We start from the raw sequence: 23,038 nt of genomic DNA, 5'->3' as shown, positions 1-23,038 counted from the left end.
CTGTTTGCCTTGGGGGAGTTTTTTCATGGCTGGAAAATGGTTTTCAAAAGAAGAAAAATTGAATATTCTATCAGAATGTGATCAGGGCAATAATTCGGTGAAGGAGATCGCAGAAAAATATGGCATTCATGCCGAAACGATTCGTGAATGGAGAACATCGCATGATATGGCGGGTGTGGAGAGTTTGGAACGTTCAAAGCGCCATAAGTTCTATCCCGCAGAATTAAAATACAATGCCGTGAAAGACTTCTTATCCGGACGCTACTCTCAAAGAGAAATCTCGAGAAAATATAAGATTTCCAGTAAATCCGTACTCATGAAGTGGGTTGAGCTTTATAATGGTCATAAAACGTTAAAAGACAGCGGGAGAGGAAGGAATCGTTTGATGACCAAACGGAAGAACGTTTCATTGGAAGAACGGATTGAGATTGCGAAGGATTGTCTAGCTCATGGAAAGGACTACGCCAGATCAATGGAGATTCATCAAGTCTCCTACCAACAGGTGTATCAATGGGTGAAAAAGTATCAAGAAGGCGGAGAAGAGGCCTTAAAAGACAACCGAGGGAAACGCAAAACCGAAGAAGAACTGACACCTGAAGAAAAAATTCAACGGGAAAACAAACGGCTGGAACAGGAAAATGAGCGTTTGCGCGCAGAGAATGCGTTCTTAAAAAAGTTGGAAGAGATCAAAAGGAGGCGGTTCTAAGTCAGGTTCGGTACGAAGATCGATATCTCGCCATTTTAGAGCTGAATCGAAAAGAAGGCTTTTCTGTCCAAATGTTATGTGAGATTGCCGAAGTTTCGCGCCAGGGGTATTACAAATGGAGGAGCCGAGTACCTTCAGCGAGAGAAAAACAGAATGAAAAGATTATCGCCAAAATGGCGCTACTTCACGAACAAATTGGCGGTATCTACGGATACCGCAGAATGACCTTAAACATGAACCGCCGCTTTAAAGAGCGCCTCAATCATAAGCGCATCTATCGGCTGATGAAAATTGCCAAGCTGGAGTGTGTCATTCGGCGGAAGAAAAAACGTTACGGCAAAGCGACGCCTCAACATGTGTCCGAAAATATCCTGAATCGAGAGTTTAAAGCGGACAAACCAAATCAAAAATGGGTGACTGATGTGACAGAGCTAAAATACGGCCATCGGAAAGCGTACCTCAGTGCCATTTTAGATCTTCATGAGGGAATGGTCGTGTCTTATGTGCTGGGGAAATCCAATAATAACGCCCTTGTGTTTAAAACCTTGAACCAAGCGCTTGAGGCAGCCCCAAACGCACGTCCTCTCCTTCACAGCGACAGAGGTTTTCAATACACGTCCCACCAGTTTAGAAGGATGATTGAAAACGCAAATATGACACAGAGTATGTCCCGCGTCGGCCGCTGTATTGATAACGGCCCCATTGAGTCGTTTTGGGGGAAATTAAAATGCGAGAAATACAGACGGAATTCGTACGAGACATTTGAGGCACTTCAAAGCGCAATTGATGAATATATCCACTTTTACAACCACGATCGTCTACAAGAAAAACTAAACGGCCTCAGCCCAGTGGAATACAGGGCTAAAGCCGTCTAGTGTGTTTTAGTTATTTCCACTGTCTACTTGACAGGGTGCAGATCAGGAATCCAGGTTTTTTCTTAGAATGCGCTTGATCATAGGCTTATTGGACATGAATTTCTTTTACGTTTTTGATCGGGTTTGTCCGGTTTGAGCCGTCTGCGAAATAAACATGGACGGGCCCGTCTTCTGTCAGCGGCTTTCCGTTTTTGCTGAAGCAGAGAAGGATGGCGCCTGCTTCCCCGATCGGAACTGAGAAATCTCCTTCTTCTGTTTTGAAGATGCAAAAAGCGGCAGTCTCGGACACTTCCGCGTTGTGTAAAAACGGTTCGAGCTTGATCGCGAATGTTCCGTCAAGCAACTTTTCCCGTTCGTATTTCTTCTCTGATTTTAGAGTCGGCGGCGATACGGCGCCTTCCCTGATGATGCGCTCACGATCGATGTCAAGGTACTCCTGTTCCTGTTCCGCCTCATTTGAAAAAAAACGGTCCAGTTCGAATTTTCGGTCGTCAAATATCCAGACGCTCGGATCTAGCGTAATCGAGTATTTCACATTTCCTGTTATCGTTATGATCTCCATTGTTTCTCACCACTCCCTCACAGAGATTATAAGCGCTTTCTTTTGGATTGTCACTTCTCATAACGCGGGCTTCCTCAGGGAAAGATAAAAGAAACTCATGCTTTGGATGGAGGGAAGAGACGTGAATTGCCGGCATAATGACGAGCTCGAACATTTTGTCACAGAAGCGAAAAAAGTAACCGCAAAAGGAAAAGTAGCCTCATACATACCGGCTTTGGCGGAGCAGTCGGGGGATGATTTGTCGGTCGCGGTCTACTATACGGATGGGACGTGCCTTTCGGCGGGGGATGTGAAAGAAGTCTTTACGCTTCAAAGCATCTCAAAGGTGCTGGCGCTGGCGCTCGTTTTGATGGAACACGGACCTGAAAAAGTGTTTCATTTTGTAGGGAAAGAACCGACGGGCGATCCGTTTAATTCGATCATCAAGCTTGAAACCGTTAATCCGGGCAAGCCGCTCAACCCGATGATCAATGCCGGCGCTCTGGTCGTAACCAGCATGATGAAAGGGGCGACATCATCTGATAGAATCGGCAGGCTTTTGGAGTTTGTCAGGGCGCTTGCAAACAATCGGAGCATCTCTTTTTGCAAAAAGGTCGCGGATTCGGAATTTCAAACGTCGATGGTCAACAGGGCGATGTGCTATTACATGAAAGAGCACGGGATTTTTCAGGCGGAAGTAGAGGACGTTATGGATCTGTATACGAAACAATGCGCCATTCAGATGAACAGCCTTGACTTGGCGAAGATCGGCTGTGTGTTTGCCTTAAACGGCAAACACCCCGAAACTGGGGAACAGCTTATTCCGAAAGATATAGCGAGAATTTGCAAAACGTTTATGGTGACCTGCGGCATGTACAATGCAAGCGGCGAATTTGCGATTAAAATCGGAATACCGGCAAAAAGCGGCGTCTCCGGCGGAATCATGGGGCTTGTTCCGTACAGCTTCGGAATCGGCATTTTCGGCCCTTCTCTGGATGAAAAAGGAAACAGCATCGCCGGAATCCGCCTGCTTGAGCTTTTGTCCGAAAATTACAGCTTAAGCATTTTTTAAGAATCCGAATGATCCTGAGATGCGCCGAAGGGGGCAGAAATAGCTTGCAATTTTATAGGTTAGGCTTTATTATAAATAGAAGAATTAGGTACTCGCCTGGGGAACGGAGGGATACTTTTGGCGTCTGAGATTGTAGTCGATCATCGTGAAAAAGCACTTGCTCTTTTAAAACGTGATGCTGATAAAATTTTGAAGCTGATTCAAGTGCAAATGGACAACTTAACGATGCCTCAATGTCCTCTTTATGAAGAGGTTTTAGATACACAAATGTTCGGACTCTCAAGGGAAATTGACTTTGCTGTCCGCCTTGGATTGGTAGAGGAACAAGAAGGAAAAGAATTGCTTTACAGGCTTGAGCGAGAATTGTCTGCATTGCATGAAGCCTTTACAAAAAAATAAACGGATAGCTAAAGGGGATGCTTCTTTAGTCTGAGTCAGCTTGTCGACGACGTGTCTGTAAGTACAGATGGCCGGCAGGCTTTTTTTATTATTTTTGAGAAATAAACGAAGACGCCCGTACTGCCGATAAAAAACAGACCGGGATATCGAAGGTTTATAAAAGGGTATCTTTCGTTCTTTTAAAGAAAGTGTAGTAAAATAACGAAAGATCATATCAAATATTTTAAGGGCAAAAGTAAGGAAGAGGATAATATGATAAAAAGAATGCTCAAATCGTATGATTATTCACTAATCTTCGCTGTATTTCTCCTGTGCGGGTTCGGACTCGTGATGGTGTACAGCTCAAGCATGATCACGGCGGTGACAAGGTACAATAAAGACAGCTCCTATTTTTTTGACAAGCAGCTCACGTTCCTGGTGTTCGGGACGATTGTCTTTTTATTCACGGCACTTTTTCCGTACAAGGCATTCGCCAATCAAAAATTCCAAAAAATATTGCTGCTTGCTTCCGTCATCGCCTTGGTCGCCCTGTTTGCAGTCGGTCATGTAGCGGGAAACGCCCAAAGCTGGTACAAATTGGGGGGCTTAAGCATTCAGCCGGGAGAGTTCGTCAAGCTGACGATCATCTTGTATCTTTCTTCCGTGTATGCCAAAAAACAAAGCTACATCGACAATTTGGGAGCGGGGATCGCCCCTCCGGCGCTGATTACGCTCGTCATCTGCGCATTGGTAGCCGCTCAGCCCGATGTCGGGACGGCGACGATCATCGGTTTGATTGCGTTGTGCATTATTCTGTGCTCCGGATTCAGCGGGAAGACGCTGCTGAAGCTCCTGATGCTGGCGGGCATTGTTCTTTTGCTTGTCAGTCCCTTGATTTTGTTGAATTTGGACAACATCTTAACTCCGGGGAGGCTGAGCCGGTTTGAAAGCTACCAAAACCCGTTTGAGGATGCTCAAAACTCTGGATTTCAGGTCGTCAATTCGTATCTTGCGCTCGGTTCCGGGGGGCTTTTTGGCCTCGGGCTCGGAGAAAGCATCCAGAAGTACGGCTATCTGCCCGAATCGCACACCGATTTCATCATGGCGATCATCGCCGAAGAGCTCGGCATATTCGGCGTTTTATTTGTCGTGCTGCTGCTCGGCTTCATCGTTTTAAAGGGTTTTTATATTGCGAGAAAATGCGATGACCCGTTTGGGAGCCTTTTAGCGATCGGGATATCAAGCATGATTGCGATCCAGTCTTTCATCAACCTGGGAGGCATCTCTGGCCTGATTCCTTTGACAGGCGTCACGCTTCCGTTCGTCAGCTATGGAGGCTCATCGCTCATATTGCTTATGGCATGCGCCGGGATGCTGGTGAATATCAGCATGTTCAATGAATATTTTGACAGATACAAGCGGAAAGAGCCTGTCAATACTACAAAGCTTAAAGAAAATCAATATAAAAAAAGTATAAATTTTTAAAAAAGTAATCGTGTACAAGCCTCATTTGATTCATTTAGAATAGATACATATGAAAACAGCGGATGAGGAGGAGCGACATGTCACAACAGCCTATACAAAAAATACTTGTTGCAAACAGGGGGGAAATCGCGATTCGGGTGTTTCGCGCCTGTACAGAACTGAATATTCGTACGGTGGCGATTTACTCAAAAGAAGACAGCGGATCCTATCACAGATACAAGGCTGATGAAGCGTATTTGGTCGGCGAAGGAAAAAAGCCGATCGATGCTTATCTGGATATTGAAGGCATCATCGAAATCGCGAAGCGAAACCACGTAGATGCGATTCATCCGGGTTACGGGTTTTTATCGGAGAATATCCAGTTTGCCAAGCGCTGTGAAGAGGAAGGCATCATTTTTATCGGTCCGACCTCAAAGCACCTCGATATGTTCGGGGATAAAGTCAAAGCCCGTGAACAAGCGGAAAAGGCGGGCATTCCGGTTATTCCGGGAAGCGACGGCCCTGTCGCAAGCGTCGAAGACGTCAAGCGTTTTGCTGAACAATACGGATATCCGTTTATCATCAAGGCATCCCTTGGCGGAGGAGGCCGCGGCATGCGGATCGTCAGAGACGAATCCGAATTGGAGGAGTCATATAACCGGGCGAAGTCAGAAGCGAAAGCCGCTTTTGGGAATGATGAAGTATACGTTGAAAAGCTGATCGAAAAGCCGAAGCATATTGAGGTTCAGGTGATCGGGGACAAAGAAGGAAATGTGGTGCACCTCTATGACCGCGACTGCTCCATACAGAGGCGCCATCAAAAGGTCATCGAAATCGCACCGAGCGTTTCACTTTCCGATTCTCTGAGGGGAAAAATCTGTGAAGCCGCCGTTGCGCTCGCGAAAAACGTTGATTACGTCAATGCGGGAACGGTCGAATTTTTAGTCGCAAACGACGAATTTTTCTTTATTGAAGTCAATCCGCGCGTTCAAGTCGAACACACCATCACGGAGATGGTGACGGGCATTGATATCGTTCAGACGCAGATTTTGATCGCCGGCGGGCTGAGCCTGAAGAGCAAAGAGGTGAACATCCCGGATCAGGATGCGATCACTTTGCACGGCTATGCGATTCAGTCGAGGGTGACAACAGAGGACCCGTCAAACAACTTTATGCCTGATACCGGAAAGATTATGGCATACCGGTCAGGCGGCGGATTCGGCGTTCGCCTTGATACGGGGAACAGCTTCCAGGGAGCGGTGATTACGCCTTACTACGATTCCCTGCTCGTCAAGCTGTCGACCTGGGCGCTGACGTTTGAGCAGGCTGCCGCGAAAATGGTCCGAAACCTTCAGGAATTCCGTATTAGAGGAATTAAAACGAACATTCCTTTTCTTGAAAATGTGGCAAAACACGAAAAATTCCTGACGGGGCAGTACGATACATCATTTATCGATACGACGCCTGAGCTCTTTGTATTTCCTAAACAAAAAGACCGCGGCACAAAGATGCTGACCTATATCGGAAACGTAACGGTTAACGGGTTCCCGGGCATCGACAAAAAGGGGAAACCTGAGTTTGACAAGCCGCGAATTGTCAAAACAGACGTTGATCAGCCGATTGCGAACGGCACGAAACAGATCCTTGACGAGCAGGGAGCCGACGGGCTGGTGAAGTGGGTGAAAGAGCAGGAATCGGTGCTTTTGACCGATACAACGTTCCGCGATGCCCATCAGTCACTGCTCGCGACAAGGGTCAGAACCCACGACCTGAAGAAGATCGCTAACCCGACGGCTGCGCTCTGGCCGGAGCTGTTCAGCCTTGAAATGTGGGGCGGGGCAACATTTGACGTGGCATACCGCTTCCTGAAAGAAGATCCGTGGAAACGGCTCGAAGAACTGCGGGAAGAAATTCCGAACACAATGTTCCAAATGCTGTTAAGGTCGTCAAACGCGGTCGGTTATAAGAACTATCCGGACAATCTGATCCGAAAGTTTGTCAGTGAATCGGCAGCTGCCGGGATCGATGTGTTCCGTATTTTTGACAGCCTGAACTGGGTAAAAGGCATGACGCTTGCGATCGATGCCGTCCGCGAATCCGGAAAACTCGCCGAGGCGGCGATCTGCTATACAGGGGACATTCTTGATCCGGCAAGAACGAAGTACAACCTCGAGTATTACACATCGATGGCTAAGGAGCTTGAAGCCTCCGGCGCCCATATTCTCGGCATTAAAGATATGGCCGGTTTGTTAAAGCCGCAGGCAGCCTATGAATTGGTGTCTGCACTGAAAGAGACCGTGGATATTCCAATTCATTTGCATACGCATGATACGAGCGGAAACGGCATTTACATGTATGCAAAGGCGATCGAAGCCGGCGTCGACATCGTAGACGTGGCCGTAAGCTCCATGTCGGGATTGACGTCACAGCCGAGCGCAAGCTCTCTATATCACGCGCTTGAAGGCCATAAACGCCGTCCTCAGCTAAATGTCGATGCGGTTGAATCGTTGTCCCAATATTGGGAAACCGTCAGAAAATATTACAGTGAGTTTGAGAGCGGAATGAATGCGCCTCATACCGAAATCTATCACCACGAAATGCCTGGCGGACAATACAGCAATCTTCAGCAGCAGGCCAAAGGCGTCGGCCTCGGCGACCGCTGGAACGAAGTAAAAGCGATGTACAGGCGGGTCAACGATCTGTTCGGGGATATCGTAAAGGTTACACCGTCTTCCAAAGTAGTTGGAGATATGGCGCTTTATATGGTGCAGAATAAACTGACTGAAGAAGATATTTACGAAAGGGGAGAATCCCTTGACTTCCCTGATTCGGTCGTTGAAATGTTTAAAGGGTACCTCGGCCAGCCACACGGCGGGTTCCCGGAAAAACTGCAAAAGCTCATTTTAAAAGGACAGGAGCCGATTACCGTCCGTCCCGGAGAATTGCTTGAACCAGTCTCCTTTGACGGGATAAAAGCGGAATTTTTGGAAAAACACGGTGTTGAGCTTTCTGATCAGGATGCCGTTGCTTACGCGCTCTATCCGAAAGTGTTTACAGAATATGTTCAAACCGCTGAGCTATACGGAAATATTTCCGTTTTGGACACGCCGACTTTCTTCTACGGCATGACGCTCGGCGAAGAGATTGAAGTCGAGATCGAAAGAGGAAAAACGCTGATCGTGAAGCTGGTCTCCATTGGGGAGCCGCGCTCTGATGCGACGCGGGTCGTCTACTTTGAGCTGAACGGACAGCCTCGTGAAGTGGTTATCAAAGATGAGAGCATCAAATCCTCCGTTCACCAGAAAGTAAAGGCGGATCGTTCTAATCCGAATCATATCGCGGCATCGATGCCGGGAACGGTGATCAAGCTCTTGGTCAGCAAGGGAGATCAAGTCAATAAAGGCGACCATTTGATGATCAATGAAGCGATGAAAATGGAAACGACCGTCCAGGCTCCGTTTTCGGGCACAATCGAAAACATTCATGTCGCAAACGGTGAAGCGATTCAAACCGGAGACCTTCTCATCGAAATGAAGAAATAAACAATGCAGGCTGCCGATAAAAATCGGCAGCCTGTTTTGCGCGGTTTAAAAGCCCCTGCTTCATAATGCAGGGGCTTTTGCCGTCTGTTTTTTAATGTTTTGTTTTGGATTGATGCCGGTAACGGGATGCGAGCAGCAAGAAGTAGCAGAAAACCCCGAACAAGCATGAGATAAAGAATGCGTGGGCGAGAGCAAGGCTCAGCTGCAGACGGGTCAGAACGACCAAAATTCCTGACACGGCCTGAAGGATGATCAATATAACCGAAATCATCCAGCCCCAATAAATCCGCTTCTGGTTTTTATAGTGTCTTGCCGCGTGAACAGCCGCTATGATGATCCAGGCGAACAGAAGAAAGGCTGCCGCCCTGTGGCCCATCTGCACCCATTCGTGGAACTGGGACGGCGCCCAGCCTTTCACCCTGCTGCACATCGGAAAGTCCAGGCAGGCGAGGCTTGACTCTGTATGCCGGACATAGGCTCCTGTATAAACAACGATATACGTGTATACGATGATTCCGGTCATATGAAACCGCATCGTTTTTCCTATATGAAAAGACTCAGACTTTTCATTGCTGTCCGCTTCGAATATGAGAAGCGTCAGCAGAAGGACCGAAGCGAATGAAATGAGTGAAATCCCAAAATGCAGAGCCATAATTAAAGCCGATGAGCCGAAGACGACAGCTGCGGCCCCGAGAAGCGCCTGGAGAATAAGAAAGACGACCGACATCACCGCAAGGAATTTCGTTTCCCTGATATGGCCGATTTTTCTCCAGCTCCATATCGCAAGCGCCAGCACGAGAATGCCGGAGGTTCCGCTAACAAATCTGTGGCTCCATTCGATAATCGATTCCAACGTCAGCTCAGGGAATATGCTTCCGTGACAGAGCGGCCACGATCTGCCGCAGCCCATTCCGGAACCAGTCTTCGTGACCAGAGCCCCGCCGATCAGCACGAAGAGCATGGCGATAGTCGTAATAATTCCCAGCCATTTTAATGCTTTATTCATAAATTCAATTCCCCTTTTAATCCAAACTGCCTGATAAAAAAATTTTTATCCACTCTCAAGTTTAAGCGAATTTATGTTCTGCTGCAATTCATAATGATTATTGTTCACAAAAATGCAATACAAACCGTTCACATTTTTCTTGAATTTGAAGACTTGATTATTCCGGTCCGGTTTGATAGAACTATATTTGAATAGAGGAGATTTTTTCGCTCTCGTTCACAATTTTTCCTTCATCTGTAATGAAAGTCATAAAAAGTTCACAAATATAAACCGGTTTGTCGATTAATATCTAATAGGATGTTTTTTTCCATCCGGTAATCTTGTATGATAGAGTTGTAGGTTTTTTATGAATATACGGCTTCTCTTGACGTGATGAAGGTTTGAGTAAGGGGGGTTAACGTTATTGGCTAATTCAAGAATTACGGCTGATACAGCAATGAATGGACAAATAGAAGAAACAACGGCATGGAAGGATTTCCTCGCCCTGATCAAAGTCGGGATTGTATACTCAAACCTGATAACAACATTTACAGGCATGTGGCTTGCCTTTTATTTATCAAATCAGAGCTTTCTTGGAAATCTGGATATCGTGCTGTTCACATTGGCAGGGTCGTCGCTCATCATAGCGGGGGCTTGCGTCATCAACAACTACTATGACCGCGACATCGACCGGCTCATGCAGCGGACGAAAACCAGGCCGACTGTAACCGGCAAAATCCAGCCCTCCCAGGCTTTGTGGTTTGGCATTTTGCTGATTGCGTTCGGTTTTATCATGCTTCTGATGACAACCGTTATGGCCGCTGTCGTCGGATTCGTCGGCGTCTTTACGTACGTTTTTCTTTACACGATGTGGTCAAAGCGCCGCTATACAATCAATACGATTATCGGCAGTATTTCCGGGGCCGTTCCTCCGCTGATCGGCTGGACCGCTGTCGAAGGATCGATCGGTGTTGTGGCGTGGGTTCTGTTTTTAATCATGTTTATATGGCAGATTCCTCACTTTCTGGCGCTTGCCATCAAGAAGACGGAGGAGTACAGAGCTGCGGACATTCCGATGCTGCCGGTCGTCCACGGATTTGAAGTAACGAAAAGGCAGATTATCATCTGGACCGCCTGCTTAATGCCGCTGCCGTTTTTCCTCGGCGGGCTCGGCATGCCGATCGTCGTCCTCGGGACGGTATTGAACATCGGCTGGCTCGTCTGCGGCCTTTTAGGCTTCAGAAGCAAAGATATCATGAAGTGGGCAACGCTTATGTTTGTATATTCATTAAATTACTTGACCATTTTCTTTGTGGCAATGGTCGTTCTTACGCTATTTAAGATTGGATAAAAACTCTATATTCATCACATTGGCTGTCACCTAAACACGGAAACAGACAACAATCTTGTAAAAGCCGCCTTAGACGATTACTCGGTCATCTGATATGGGCGGCTTTACGTTCATACATAGATGGTATTTTGAGTAAAAATGATCATTATTTAAGAAAAGAGGAAATGTAAGTGCTTTATTGGGTATGGGAGTCAGATGGGTGAATGGGTGTTCTAATAAAGATGGAGTAGTGAAAGTTTCAAAAGGATTCATTGAAAAGGGGTTGGGGTGAAATGTTAAAGAAATGGCGTCTGATTTCGCTGTTCACTATTTTGACGCTCGTTTTAGCAGGATGCGGAGAGCCGTTTTTATCAACGCTGAAACCCGCGGGAGAAGTGGCTGACCAGCAGTATTTCCTGATGATTCTCAGCACGCTGATCATGGTGGTCGTCGTCATCGTAGTGAGCTTCATTTTCATCTTTGTCATCGTGAAATACAGAAGGTCCCGTCTCGGTGAAGACCACATGCCGAAACAGATTGAGGGAAATCGCAATTTAGAAATTTTATGGACTGTTATTCCGATTATTCTATTGCTTGTACTGGTCGTTCCCGTGGTCGCGCAAACCTTCAGCCAGGCGGATACGAAACCGATGGATAAGAAGAACAGAGACCCTGAAAAAACGCTTGTGGTCAATGTCAGGGCAAATCTTTACTGGTGGGAATTCGAGTATCCTGATTACGGCGTCGTGACGAGCCAGGAGCTGGTCGTGCCGACGGATGAACGCGTCTATTTTAAACTGAAGGCTTCAGACGTGAAACATTCCTTCTGGGTGCCTTCGGCCGGCGGTAAGATTGATACGAATACAGACAATGACAACAAATTCTTTCTGACATTCGATTCAAAGAAGGCTGAACAGGCGGGCGAATATTTTTACGGCAAATGCGCTGAGCTTTGCGGACCATCCCACGCCTTAATGGATTTTAAAGTTAAGGCGCTTCCGAAGGATGAGTTCAAACAGTGGATGAAGAACATGGAAAATGATAAATCGAAGCCGAAAACAGACCTCGCTGTAGAAGGGGAGAAGGTTTTCAAAGAAAAAAACTGCCTGAGCTGCCATGCAACCGATGCGAAGGATCAGAGGGCGGAAGCAGCCAGAACGGCGCCGAATCTCGCCACTTTTGGCGAAAGGTCGAAAATAGCGGGCGTCAAAGACTTCAATGACGAGAACCTGAGAGCGTGGCTCAAGGATCCTGAGAGCATTAAACCGGGGAATAAAATGACGGGAACATACCCGGCTTTAAACGATAAGGAGCTCGATGCACTGACCGAATACTTAAAGGGGCTAAAAACACAAGATTAACGCTTCAAAGGGAGAAGAGGGAGGTTACATTGTGAGTACGCTTAGAAAAAAGCAAGGTTTTGGGGCTGTGTTATGGGACTATTTAACGACTGTCGATCATAAAAAAATAGCCGTGCTTTATTTAGTGGCCGGGGGATTCTTCTTTGTGCTCGGCGGAATTGAAGCGATGATGATCAGAATTCAGCTGATGTTTCCGCAAAACGACTTCGTCAGCGCCGGCGTCTACAATGAAATTATGACGATGCACGGGACGACGATGATCTTCCTGGCGGCCATGCCGCTGTTGTTCGCCTTGATGAATGCGGTCGTCCCGCTTCAAATCGGGGCGAGGGATGTCGCGTTTCCGTTTTTGAATTCACTCGGATTTTGGCTGTTCCTGTTCGGCGGCATCTTTTTGAACTTAAGCTGGTTTTTGGGAGGGGCGCCTGACGCCGGCTGGACGTCGTATGCTTCATTGTCCCTTCATTCAGAAGGGCACGGAATCGATTTCTTTGTGCTCGGTCTGCAAATCTCCGGGATCGGGACGCTGATTGCGGGCATCAACTTCATCGCTACGATCATCACCATGAGGGCGCCGGGGATGACCTATATGAGACTCCCGCTTTTTACGTGGACGACGTTCGTCTCCTCCTCCCTCATATTGTTTGCGTTTCCTCCGTTAACGGTCGGAATTGCGCTCTTAATGTTTGACCGCCTGTTCGGCACGAGCTTTTTCAATCCTGAATTAGGCGGAAATACGGTGATCTGGGAGCATCTGTTCTGGATTTTCGGTCACCCTGAAGTGTATATTCTCGTCCTTCCGGCTTTCGGAATTTTTTCCGAAATCATTCCGGTTTTTTCGAGAAAAAGGCTTTTCGGTTATTCGTCAATGGTATTTGCGACAGTACTGATCGGATTTTTAGGCTTCATGGTGTGGGCTCACCATATGTTTACGACCGGGCTCGGCCCCGTTGCAAACGCCATTTTTGCGGTCGCGACGATGGCCATCGCGGTTCCGACGGGGATCAAAGTATTCAACTGGCTGCTGACGATCTGGGGCGGCAGCATCAAGTTTACGACGCCGATGCTTTATGCGGTATCATTTATTCCGTCTTTCGTCCTCGGAGGGGTGACCGGGGTTATGCTTGCCGCCGCGCCTGCCGACTACCAGTTCCATGACACGTACTTTGTCGTCGCCCATTTCCATTACGTCATCATAGGCGGAGTGGTGTTCGCTATCTTAGCCGGAGCTCATTACTGGTGGCCGAAAATGTTCGGGAAAATGCTTTATGAATCTTTAGGAAAGATTACGTTCATGCTCTTTTTCACCGGCTTCCATCTGACGTTTTTTATTCAGCACTGGCTCGGGCTGTGGGGAATGCCGAGACGCGTGTTCACATTTTTGCCGAATCAGGGGTTTGAAACGGCGAACATGGTCAGTACGATCGGAGCATTTTTGATGGCTGTTGCCGTTATCATTCTGGTGATTAATATCATCGCAACGACGGTGAAAGGGGAAAAAGCCGGCAGCGATCCATGGCTTGACGGGAGAACGCTGGAATGGGCCGTTTCGTCCCCGCCGCCTGAGTATAACTTTAAACAGCTGCCTTTGGTCAGGGGACTTGATGCATTATGGATCGAGAAAAGGGCGGGGAAACGGTCATTAACGGCTGCGGAGCCGCTGCAGGATGTCCACATGCCGAACGGTTCCATTCTTCCTTTCTTTATTTCCTTCGGCCTTTTTGTATCGGCGTTCGGCTTTATGTACCGTTCGGAGTTTGCCTGGGGCTTGCCTGTCATCCTGATCGGACTCGGGATCACATTCTTTTCGATGCTCCTTCGTTCGGTTATTGATGATCACGGCTACCACATTCATAAGGAAGATCTGATGGACGACGATGACAAAGGGGTGAAGGCATAATGCACACAGAAGAGAAACTAACGGCTGAAACCTTCCCGGCTAATCCTGAAAAGGCAACCTTAGAAGGAAAAAACAAGTTTATCGGATTTTGGCTGTTTCTTGGAGGGGAGACGGTTCTGTTTGCGTCTCTCTTCGCAACCTTTATCGCGCTGAGGGACTCCACAGCAGGAGGGCCGAAAACGAGCGAAATGTTTGATCTCGGCCTTGTGTTTCTAGCGACAATGCTTCTGTTGATGAGCAGCTTAACAAGCGTGTATGCGATGTATCACATGAAGAATTTTGCCTTTAAAAAAATGCAGATTTGGCTCGGGATCACCGTTTTGCTGGGCGCAGGCTTTCTTGCGCTTGAGATTTATGAGTTTACACATTACATTCATGAGTATAAATTCAGCATTACGAGCTCCGCTCTCGGCTCTGCTTTTTATACGCTTGTCGGCACGCACGGAGCCCACGTAACCTTCGGGCTTCTCTGGATTCTTGCGCTGATGATCCGGAATATGAAACGGGGATTGAACCTGTACAACGCTCCGAAGTTTTATGTAGCGAGCCTTTATTGGCACTTTATCGACGTTGTCTGGGTGTTTATCTTTACCGTTGTATATTTAATGGGGATGGTGGAATAACATGGTCAATAACGAAAACAGAGGGAACCCCAAAACAGATCTCGTATACCGCAGAAAGAAAAATGCGGAGGACATGAGATATCAGGTGATTTCATTCGGCTTGATGATCGGTTTGACCGTTGTCGCATTTTTAGCGGTGGCCGCTGATGCCGGGGTATGGTTTACGGTTCCGTTCATTCTTCTGCTTGCGGTCATTCAGGTTGCATTTCAGCTGTATTATTTTATGCACATGAGCCAGCGGGGGCATGAAGCGCCTTCCTTGTTTCTCTACGCAGGGATTTTGGTCGCTTTCGTCACCGTCTTAGCGTTTATGACCTTGATCTGGTGGTAAAGAAAGGAGGATGCTCACAATGGGCACCCTTGAGATATTCGGCTTTCGCGCCCTTTGGAGCCCCTATTTCCTAGGGGCCGTCCTTTTCCTGACCGCACTTTATTTTGTGCTGATCAGACGTTTTGGTTCTGACGACGAACGGGCTTCCCGGAAAGAAATCACCCTGTTTTTGTCAGGCATGGTTCTTTTATATGTTTCCAAGGGAAGTCCGCTCGACTTACTCGGCCATATTATGTTCAGCGCGCATATGGCACAGATGGCGATTTTATACTTGGTCGTGCCGCCGCTTCTCATCCTTGGAGTGCCGGCCTGGTTCTGGAAAAAAGCGATTTTTCGTCCGGTTGTAAAACCCTTGTTTCAATTTTGTTCCAAGCCATTAATCGCGATCATCGTTTTTAACGGTTTATTTTCGATGTACCATATTCCGCTCGTGTTTGATTTTATTAAAACAAACGCAGTTTATCACGCGGCTGTTACCGTTTTGATCTTTGTCGCCGCATTTTTCATGTGGTGGCCGCTTATTCACCGGGTGAAAGAACTGCCGCACATGAACGGACTCTTGAAAATGGGCTACATCATGGCTGACGGCATTTTGCTGACGCCTGCCTGCGCATTGATTATGTTTAGCGATACGGCCCTGTATTCGACGTATTCGGATCCTTCGGCATGGGCGGAAGCAATGAAGCTGTGTGTTCCGCTTGACATGCTGAGCGGCATGACGCTCACAGGACCGGAGATGTTCAGCAGCTTGCCGGTCATTGAAGACCAGCAGCTGGGAGCGATCATTATGAAGATCATCCAGGAAATTGTGTATGGAACATTTTTAGCGATCGTCTTTTTCAGCTGGGCTAAAAAGGAGAGGGCGAAAGATGAGCTGGAGGAGCCTTATTCTCCGTCGACGGTTCATTGAAACGAAAAAGGGTACAGCCGGGTTGGGCTGTACCTTTTTATGTAAGCTTAAACGTTGAGAGCGGATACTTTTTCTTTTATTTTTTTTAAAACGTTCTCGCTCGTTTGCAGCAATTGCTTTGGAAAATACTCTTCTTCACCATACTCGACACCGTGCGGGTAATAATATTTTCCTAAAAGCGGTGTCAGCAGTTTGATGACTGCCCGTCTTGCGCCGACATCGCCTTCGACTGCATATCCGAAAACGCGCAGGTAATATCTTCCCTCCACCATGTCAAACTTGCGGTCATAGGTAACTCGTTCATAATCCCATTGTCCAGCCCTGACGAATCCTTCTTCTTTCATGATATCGTCAAGCCGGTTGAGTTCAGCGGTAAGCCCTTCAATACCGGATTCTTCAAATTTCATCCCTTAAAGCCCCCTTTTTAAAAAAATTACCTTTACTGACAATCATAGTATGAAAGCGTTAAACTTTCAATCCTGCTGAAGTCTGTAATCTAAATATTTTTGTGAAAGTATGAATCATGTAAGGCTTGACGACAATAGGAACAAAAAGAGGAGGTCTTTGTTTTGGCAAGTGTTAAGGATATCATGACAAAGGATTTGTTATATTGTACGGTTCTCGATAATGTATACGAAGCAGCGGTGAAAATGAAGGAAGGCAACATTGGTGCGGTTCCCGTCGTTCGCGATGACAGCCTTGAGCTTGTCGGCATTGTGACTGACAGAGACTTGGTGCTGCGGGGCATAGCCGACAGAAAGCCGAATTCGCAAAAAGTAACAAATGTTATGACGACAGATCTTGTAACATTGCAAGAAGATGATTCCCTCGAAAAGGCAATCGAACTCATGGGAGATCATCAGATCAGGCGGATCCCGGTTACAAACGGGAAAACTTTAACGGGAATCATCACGCTGGGGGATGTCTCGACTTACGAAAAATCAAACCGTCAAGCAGGCGATGCCCTGACGTTTATTTCGGAAAATGAAGAGAGATCAGGCGATTTTCTTCATTAAAAAACATATTTGCGATCATTTGCAAATAGGCTGTATTGTGATTGAAAATTCGTCCGAGTTCTGTTTAAATGACACTAAAGATAAGTTTTTCGGCGGAATGCGATGTATGCCGTTTATGTGATATATTGATCCGTTGGCAGGAGGTGGAAATTTGAAGAATGTATTAAGGGCTTTCTTGATCCTTCTCATTGTTGCGGCATCGTATGCTCTTTTTATCCAATACGGTTCAAGTCCTGAAAAAATCGTCAAAGAAGACAAGCCGCAAGTATCAAACGATGATGCGAAGAAGGAAAGAGCGCTGAACATCCCTTCATCCGGCTTGCTTTCATTCGTCGGGGAATCAGCTGATACGGTGGAAAAGAAGCTGGGCAAACCGGACAGGATCGACCCGTCTGCTTACGATTACAAATGGTGGGTGTACAATAAGGGGCCGAAACAGTACGTTCAAATCGGCATTCTGGATAATAAGGCTGTCACGCTTTTTGCGACAGGCGACAAGATCAATACGGCACCGTTTAAAATCGGGCAGCAGGCAAGGGACGTGTTTAAGAAAACCCAAATTGCTCCGTACGTTAATGTCAAATACGACGGCAGCTCGTACCGGTTTGAATTTTCAGAGGAAGATATGAACACGAGGCCGACTGTAAAAGCAGGCGATCTTTATGTTCAGCTGTATATGGATAAATTCGAAGGAACGCTGTCAAGCGTCAGGGCGTTCGATGCCGAAACGCTGATCAAGCAGAGGCCGTATGAGGTCGTCTACAGGGGAACGCTGATCGAACCGAAGGCGCTGACTGAATCTGATTGGCAGCAAGTCGAGAAAGCAAATGAAAAACAGATCTTTGATTTGACAAACGTGATCCGTGCAAAGCACGGACTTTCCCGGCTCTCCTGGGATGAAGCCGTCGCAAAGGTCGCCTACGGCCACAGCCGCGATATGAAAGAACACAACTATTTCTCCCACGTTTCCAAAACGGACGGTACGTTAAAGGACCGTCTTGAAAAAGGACGCGTGAATTTTGAGCAGGCGGGGGAAAACATCGCCCTCAATTACGTTGACGGCCCGGCTGCGGTTGAAGGCTGGCTCAACAGCGAAGGACACAGAAAGGCTCTGTTAAACGCCGATTATACCCATCTGGGGGTAGGCGTGGATCAGAAGTATTATACGCAAAATTTCATTAAACAATGGAATTGAGAAAGAGCCCGGGGATGCCCCGGGCTTTTCTCATATGCGATTCCACAGCAGTTCGATCGTCCTGATAAACGTTTTTATTGTGACGGTATCTTTTTTATGCGCGGGCGCAATCAGCGAAGTTTTGACCTGGATCGTATCGTTTGCCCCCTGAATCGGAACAAGCATGCCTTTTTCAATTTCTTCGTCGACCAGGTTGCTGCTTAATAAGGCAACTCCCATTTCCTTTAAGACCGCCGCTTTAATCGCTTTCTCGCTTTCTACTTCAACGGTTTTTTCCGGTGAGTATCCGGACCGGGACAAAAATTCCTGCATCATCGTTTGATAGTATCCGTCTGTCCTGTACTTGAAAAAGGGAACGCGCTTCATCAATTCTTCAGGCGTATAGCGCTGATAGAGCGTTACTCCGCAAACGAGAACGAGTTCTTCTTCTTCAAGCAATATATTTGTAATGCTTTTTCTCGTGATTTCCCCGGCAATGATGCCGACGTCATATTGATTGTTTTCGATACCGGCTATGACTTCATTGTTTGAACGCGACAAAATGTGAATGTCGACTTCCGGGTGCTGTTTCAAATACTCGGAAACGATCGGAATCAAATAATTGGCGCAATATATTTCCGAAGCGGCAATGAGCAATTGGCCGTTCGGCTTTGCGAGCATTGAAAATGACTCTTCCATCTGCTCGATGATGAGAAACAGCCGGTCTGTATAACTTTTCAGCAGTTCACCGGCCGGGGTGAGATATGTCTGTTTTCCGATGCGGAAAAACAGCTGCTGTTTTAATTCGCGCTCAAGCGAATGAATCTGGGCGCTGACAGCAGGTTGACTGAAATTTAAGTGCTCTGCGGCTTTTGTAAAATGAAGAAGGTCGGCAGCCACTTGAAACGTTTTTAAATGTCTTAATTCCATTTGGGGCCTCCCGAATCGTGTATCATTTTCATATTTTTAAAGCGTATTTTCGAAAAAGCAACCGAAGCGTGAAGAAATATAACATAAAAAAATGTGATGAAACGATAAAGAACGTCGATTTTTCAGGCGCAGCCTTCTGTGATAAATTACAGACAAGTCAGAAAAATAAAAGGAGGGGCGCATGAAACAAATTGATCTGTCCGTTATGATCGTTTATTTCTTCGTGATTTTGCTTGTCGGGTTTTTAGGGTCAAAAAAAGTCAAAACCTCTGAATCCTATGCGGTTGCTGAACGAAATCTCGGTTTCTTCATGTACCTGTCGTGTATGGCGGCGGTCGTCCTTGGCGGCGCTTCTACAATAGGGACCGCAAAGCTTGGCTACATGCATGGCATATCAGGTGCATGGATGGTCATCATGCTCGGGGCGGGAATCATTTGCCTCAGCCTTTTTCTCGCCAAAAAGATTTACGGTTTGAACGTTTTGACGATCAGCGAGATGCTCAGCCGGCGATACAAAGGGGAGACAAGGATGATCAGTGCAGTTGTCGCCTGCACGTATACCTCTTTAATGGTCGTCACGCAGATCATCGGGATGGGGACGATTTTAAACGTTTTTCTCGGATGGGGTCTTTTTCCTTCCATATTAATAAGCGGCGGGATCGTCCTGTTTTATACGCTTCTCGGCGGGATGTGGGCGATTACTATGACGGATGTCGTTCAATTTGTGATCATGACGGTGGGCATTTTCTTCATTATGCTGCCGGCAAGCCTTCTCGAAGCGGGCGGGTGGACAGGCATTGCGGAACGGCTTCCTGAATCTTATTTTAATATAGGAGCGATCGGAAGCGGAACGATTTTTCAATACTTTTTGTTGTTTACCCTTGGGATGATCGTCGGACAGGAGCTTTGGCAGCGGACGTTTACGGCAAAATCGCTGAACGTCGCCAAAGCCGGCGGAATAGGCGCCGGAGTTTACAGCATGTTATACGCCGTATGCGTCAGTGTGATCGGGATGTGCGCCTATGCGGCGTTTCCCGGACTTGAAGACCCGCAGGATGCATTTGCTTACATGGCGCTTCACACCCTGCCTTCAGGCCTTTTAGGGATTGTGCTGGCAAGTGTGATGTCTGCGCTGATGTCGACGGCGTCGGGATCGCTTTTGGCATCCTCTACGCTTCTTGTCAATGACATAATCAAGCCGAAGCTTGTTCCTGAGATGACAGAAAAACAGTTTCTCTTTTTCTCGCGGGCTATGACGTTGATCATCGGGCTGTTTAGCATCTTTTGCGCGCTTTGGATCCAGGATGTCCTTACGGCTTTGGATATCGCTTATGCCATTTTGTCAGGCGCGATGTTTTTTCCGATCATCCTCGGATTCTTCTGGAAGAAAGCGACAGCTTATGCTGCTTTCTGGTCGATTCTGATCAGCTCCGGAGCCGTTATCGCCGGGCTTGTCTGGAAAGGCGCCTCTTCCAGCGAGCCGATTATATACGGACTTGCCGCCGGCTTAAGCACGATGGCGGTTGCCGCGTTTCTGCCTGCGTCAACATCGGACGGCAGGGAATCCTCGCCGGAAGCGGCCCGTCTGCAGGATGGAAATAAAGGAGGAGACGTATGGAAGCGATCGATATAAACCCTTTAAGATTAACAGAATCCTTGAGAGAAATGTCCATGATTGGAAAAAGCGAAAACGGCGGAATATCAAGGCTTGCTTTAACCGATGAAGACAGGAAGGCGCGTCTTCTGTTTAAAAGCTGGTGTGAAGAACTCGGAATGGACGTCAGAGTCGATGACCTCGGAAATATGTACGCCGCATATGAAGGCTTGAAGGATGAACCGCCTATTCTGATCGGTTCCCATTTGGATACGGTTGAAAACGGCGGTGCTTATGACGGGGCATATGGCTTGATTGCAGGGCTTGAAGCGGTGAGAGTATTGGTCGAAAGCGGCAAAAGGCTGACGCGTCCGGTCGAGCTGGTCAATTTTACGAATGAAGAGGGGGCGAGATTTGAACCATCGATGCTTGCATCGGGAGTTCTTGCCGGGCGATATGCGAAAGAAGAAGCATACGCTAAAACAGATCGAGCGGGGATTTCGTTTTTAAAGGCTTTGGAGGACACCGGCTTTAAAGGAGAGCAAGAGAACAGGATCCGGCACGCTTCATGCTATATCGAACTGCACGTTGAACAAGGTCCTGTTCTTGAGCGGTCCCGCCGGCAGATCGGGATCGTCGAGGGAGTTGCCGGACTGACGTGTGTTGAAATCGCGATTAAAGGAACGGCTAATCATGCCGGAACAACGCCGATGCTCATGAGATACGACGCTCTCGTCACAGCCTCAAACGTCATCAGCCGGATTCCGGCGCTGGCTCTTCCATAGATGACGGATTGACGGCGACTGTCGGCCGTTTTTCTGTAAAGCCAAACATCTATAATGTCATACCGGGCGAAGCCGTTTTCACAGTCGATGTCCGCCATATCAAAACAAAAATCCGGGAGGAAGCCGTCCTCCAGATCAGCCGGCTTGCAGAAGCTGCAGCCGGTGAAGCGAAAGCGGAGTGCGCCGTGAAGGTGCTGTGGAAAACGGAGACCGCATTGTTTTCAAAAGAGATGCTCGCCGCTGCAAGTGATGCGGTCTGCCGGCTGGGCTACTCATCCCGGCGGATGTTCAGCGGGGCCGGGCACGATGCGCAATATATCGCTTCTTTGTTTCCGTCGCTCATGCTGTTTATTCCGAGCGCCGGCGGGAAAAGCCACTGTCCTGAGGAATATTCCTCACCTGAAGATTGTGCAAGGGGGGCAGCCGCGCTGCTTCAAACCGTTTTGCTGTTGGACAATCAATATGTAAAGGAGATGTAACAATGCCTCTGCCGACACAGGAATTTTTAGGAGAAAGCATGATTCAACACAGCTTCCATGATGAAGAGACGCTAAAAAAAGTATGGGGCAGAAAATGGGGAGTAACGAACCACGTAGGCGCCATACAAACCGTTTTGCTGCACCGCCCGGGAAAAGAGCTTGAACTGCTCCGGACGGGAACGTACGAAGAGCAGATCGATGCCATGGTGCTCAGGGACCGGGAGTCGCAAATTCGGGGCTATACGTACGGCTCTGAATCGATCAACCCGGAGCTCGTCAGGCGCCAGCACGACGGCTTGCGCAGCGCGCTTTTGGACGCCGGTGCCGAGGTCGTCGATTTGGCGGAGACAAGTCCGTTTCATACGAAGTCAATTTATACGAGGGACATCGGCCTCGCTGTTCCCGGGGGAGTGATTTTGACCAGGTTCGCATTGAGAATGCGTGAAGGGGAGGAGGCCTCCGCTTATCAAACCTTTGCGAAAATGGGCGTTCCGATTTTGGGAACGATTCAGGGGACCGGTTTTATCGAAGGAGGCAGCTTCTGCATGTTTGATCGGAAGACTGCTTTCATCGGGCGCTCGGTACGCGTCAATCAGGATGGGATTGACCAGCTCGCGCAAATTCTCTCATGGCAGGGAATCGAGCTGATCGCAGTTGATTTGCCGGCTGACAAGATCCATCTTGATGAAGTCTTTCTGATGGTGGACACAGACGCTGCCCTCGTTGATCCGGCAAGGCTGCCGTACTGGTTTATGGAAGAGATGCGCGCACGCGGGCTCAGGCTGATCTTTGCCGATCCCGACGACCCGATCCTATCCGTTAATTGTTTAGCCGTTTCGCCGGGGAAGGTACTATTTTCCGCCGATGCGCCGCGGACGATGGAGGTTTTGGAGAAAAACGGCATTGAGACGATTCCGGTCGACGTTTCAGAGATTCGAAAAATGGGAGGCGGCATTCACTGTTCGACGCTTCCCCTTTCAAGGGAAGACGTGTAATGGGTGAATTTTAGGCGAACACATTTCGGCTGATCAGGATACATTAT

21 protein-coding genes are annotated in these 23,038 nt (G+C 47.8%); 17 read left to right on the top strand and 4 right to left on the bottom strand.

Features of this window, described 5'->3' with window-relative positions:
• Positions 1-25: 25 nt before the first annotated feature.
• Positions 26-1,581 (top strand): IS3 family transposase gene (locus NSQ39_RS11590; protein ID WP_231947364.1). Its coding sequence is split into 2 segments (ribosomal slippage): positions 26-683 and positions 683-1,581, totalling 1,557 coding nucleotides; the frame shifts between segments, so codons are not numbered across the junction.
• An 85-nt stretch (positions 1,582-1,666) separates the two neighbouring features.
• Here the strand turns inward: NSQ39_RS11590 and NSQ39_RS11585 are convergent.
• A complete protein-coding gene (locus NSQ39_RS11585; protein ID WP_175076866.1) occupies positions 1,667-2,143 on the bottom strand; it encodes a peptidyl-prolyl cis-trans isomerase in 477 nt (158 codons plus the stop codon).
• Positions 2,144-2,264: 121 nt separating this feature from the next.
• Between NSQ39_RS11585 and glsA the strand changes: the two genes are divergently transcribed.
• From glsA to pyc, 4 genes are all read left to right on the top strand, one after another.
• A complete protein-coding gene (gene glsA / locus NSQ39_RS11580) occupies positions 2,265-3,194 on the top strand; it encodes a glutaminase A (protein ID WP_175076865.1) in 930 nt (309 codons plus the stop codon).
• Between the two features lie 117 nt (positions 3,195-3,311).
• Positions 3,312-3,593, top strand: a complete 282-nt coding sequence (locus NSQ39_RS11575) for a YlaN family protein (RefSeq protein ID WP_046130768.1) — start codon at positions 3,312-3,314, stop codon at positions 3,591-3,593.
• Positions 3,594-3,845: 252 nt separating this feature from the next.
• The gene (ftsW, locus tag NSQ39_RS11570; protein ID WP_046130767.1) at positions 3,846-5,057 is read left to right on the top strand and encodes a putative lipid II flippase FtsW; all 1,212 of its coding nucleotides are present in this window, start codon (positions 3,846-3,848) and stop codon (positions 5,055-5,057) included.
• Positions 5,058-5,134: 77 nt separating this feature from the next.
• On the top strand, positions 5,135-8,578 hold the full coding sequence (gene pyc, locus NSQ39_RS11565) for a pyruvate carboxylase (protein WP_175076864.1): 3,444 nt from the start codon (positions 5,135-5,137) through the stop codon (positions 8,576-8,578).
• Positions 8,579-8,669: 91 nt separating this feature from the next.
• Here the strand turns inward: pyc and NSQ39_RS11560 are convergent, their stop codons facing one another.
• Positions 8,670-9,584 carry a COX15/CtaA family protein gene (locus NSQ39_RS11560; protein WP_175076863.1) on the bottom strand — a complete coding sequence of 305 codons (915 nt, stop codon included), beginning with the start codon at positions 9,582-9,584 and terminating at the stop codon, positions 8,670-8,672.
• Between the two features lie 403 nt (positions 9,585-9,987).
• On the opposite strand from NSQ39_RS11560, the gene cyoE reads away from it, so the two are divergent.
• From cyoE to ctaG, 6 genes are all read left to right on the top strand, one after another.
• Complete coding sequence (gene cyoE / locus NSQ39_RS11555; protein WP_048353091.1) at positions 9,988-10,914, top strand: heme o synthase; 927 nt, start codon at positions 9,988-9,990, stop codon at positions 10,912-10,914.
• 272 nt (positions 10,915-11,186) lie between these two features.
• Positions 11,187-12,254, top strand: a complete 1,068-nt coding sequence (gene coxB / locus NSQ39_RS11550) for a cytochrome c oxidase subunit II (RefSeq protein WP_046130763.1) — start codon at positions 11,187-11,189, stop codon at positions 12,252-12,254.
• A 31-nt stretch (positions 12,255-12,285) separates the two neighbouring features.
• Positions 12,286-14,154: a cytochrome c oxidase subunit I gene (ctaD, locus tag NSQ39_RS11545; RefSeq protein ID WP_373688012.1), complete on the top strand. Its 1,869-nt coding sequence runs from the start codon at positions 12,286-12,288 to the stop codon at positions 14,152-14,154.
• The gene (ctaE, locus tag NSQ39_RS11540) at positions 14,154-14,777 is read left to right on the top strand and encodes a cytochrome c oxidase subunit III (protein ID WP_175076862.1); all 624 of its coding nucleotides are present in this window, start codon (positions 14,154-14,156) and stop codon (positions 14,775-14,777) included. Before ctaD ends, ctaE begins: the two co-directional genes overlap by 1 nt.
• 1 nt (position 14,778) lies before the next feature.
• A complete protein-coding gene (ctaF, locus tag NSQ39_RS11535) occupies positions 14,779-15,108 on the top strand; it encodes a cytochrome c oxidase subunit IVB (RefSeq protein ID WP_046130760.1) in 330 nt (109 codons plus the stop codon).
• 19 nt (positions 15,109-15,127) lie between these two features.
• Positions 15,128-16,018 (top strand): cytochrome c oxidase assembly factor CtaG, encoded by an 891-nt coding sequence (ctaG, locus tag NSQ39_RS11530; protein ID WP_175076861.1) that lies wholly within the window; start codon positions 15,128-15,130, stop codon positions 16,016-16,018.
• A gap of 47 nt (positions 16,019-16,065) precedes the next feature.
• Here the strand turns inward: ctaG and NSQ39_RS11525 are convergent, their stop codons facing one another.
• Positions 16,066-16,425 (bottom strand): YugN family protein, encoded by a 360-nt coding sequence (locus NSQ39_RS11525; RefSeq protein ID WP_046130758.1) that lies wholly within the window; start codon positions 16,423-16,425, stop codon positions 16,066-16,068.
• A gap of 162 nt (positions 16,426-16,587) precedes the next feature.
• Here NSQ39_RS11525 and NSQ39_RS11520 point away from each other — a divergent pair, with 162 nt between their 5' ends.
• Both NSQ39_RS11520 and NSQ39_RS11515 read left to right on the top strand, forming a co-directional pair.
• The gene (locus tag NSQ39_RS11520) at positions 16,588-17,034 is read left to right on the top strand and encodes a CBS domain-containing protein (RefSeq protein ID WP_099047036.1); all 447 of its coding nucleotides are present in this window, start codon (positions 16,588-16,590) and stop codon (positions 17,032-17,034) included.
• 151 nt (positions 17,035-17,185) lie between these two features.
• Entirely contained in the window at positions 17,186-18,229 is a 1,044-nt protein-coding gene (locus NSQ39_RS11515; RefSeq protein ID WP_175076860.1) for a CAP domain-containing protein, read from the top strand.
• A gap of 30 nt (positions 18,230-18,259) precedes the next feature.
• On the opposite strand, the gene NSQ39_RS11510 is transcribed toward NSQ39_RS11515, so the two are convergent.
• Positions 18,260-19,138 carry a LysR family transcriptional regulator gene (locus NSQ39_RS11510; protein WP_175076859.1) on the bottom strand — a complete coding sequence of 293 codons (879 nt, stop codon included), beginning with the start codon at positions 19,136-19,138 and terminating at the stop codon, positions 18,260-18,262.
• A 181-nt stretch (positions 19,139-19,319) separates the two neighbouring features.
• Here NSQ39_RS11510 and NSQ39_RS11505 point away from each other — a divergent pair, with 181 nt between their 5' ends.
• Genes NSQ39_RS11505 through NSQ39_RS11490 form a run of 4 tightly spaced genes read left to right on the top strand, consistent with a single transcriptional unit; the run spans position 19,320 to position 22,991 of the window.
• Complete coding sequence (locus tag NSQ39_RS11505) at positions 19,320-20,771, top strand: sodium:solute symporter (RefSeq protein ID WP_175076858.1); 1,452 nt, start codon at positions 19,320-19,322, stop codon at positions 20,769-20,771.
• Entirely contained in the window at positions 20,753-21,517 is a 765-nt protein-coding gene (locus NSQ39_RS11500; protein ID WP_175076857.1) for a Zn-dependent hydrolase, read from the top strand. Before NSQ39_RS11505 ends, NSQ39_RS11500 begins: the two co-directional genes overlap by 19 nt.
• An 8-nt stretch (positions 21,518-21,525) precedes the next feature.
• Entirely contained in the window at positions 21,526-21,996 is a 471-nt protein-coding gene (locus NSQ39_RS11495) for a M20/M25/M40 family metallo-hydrolase (protein WP_175076856.1), read from the top strand.
• A 2-nt stretch (positions 21,997-21,998) separates the two neighbouring features.
• Positions 21,999-22,991: a dimethylarginine dimethylaminohydrolase family protein gene (locus NSQ39_RS11490; RefSeq protein ID WP_175076855.1), complete on the top strand. Its 993-nt coding sequence runs from the start codon at positions 21,999-22,001 to the stop codon at positions 22,989-22,991.
• Positions 22,992-23,038: the final 47 nt, after the last annotated feature.

It is taken from the genome of Bacillus sp. FSL W8-0848 (assembly GCF_038007805.1).
GTDB classification, from domain to species: domain Bacteria; phylum Bacillota; class Bacilli; order Bacillales; family Bacillaceae; genus Bacillus; species Bacillus glycinifermentans.
The sequence above is the reverse complement of the archived record's forward strand: the minus strand, read 5'-3'. Positions and strand labels throughout refer to the sequence as shown.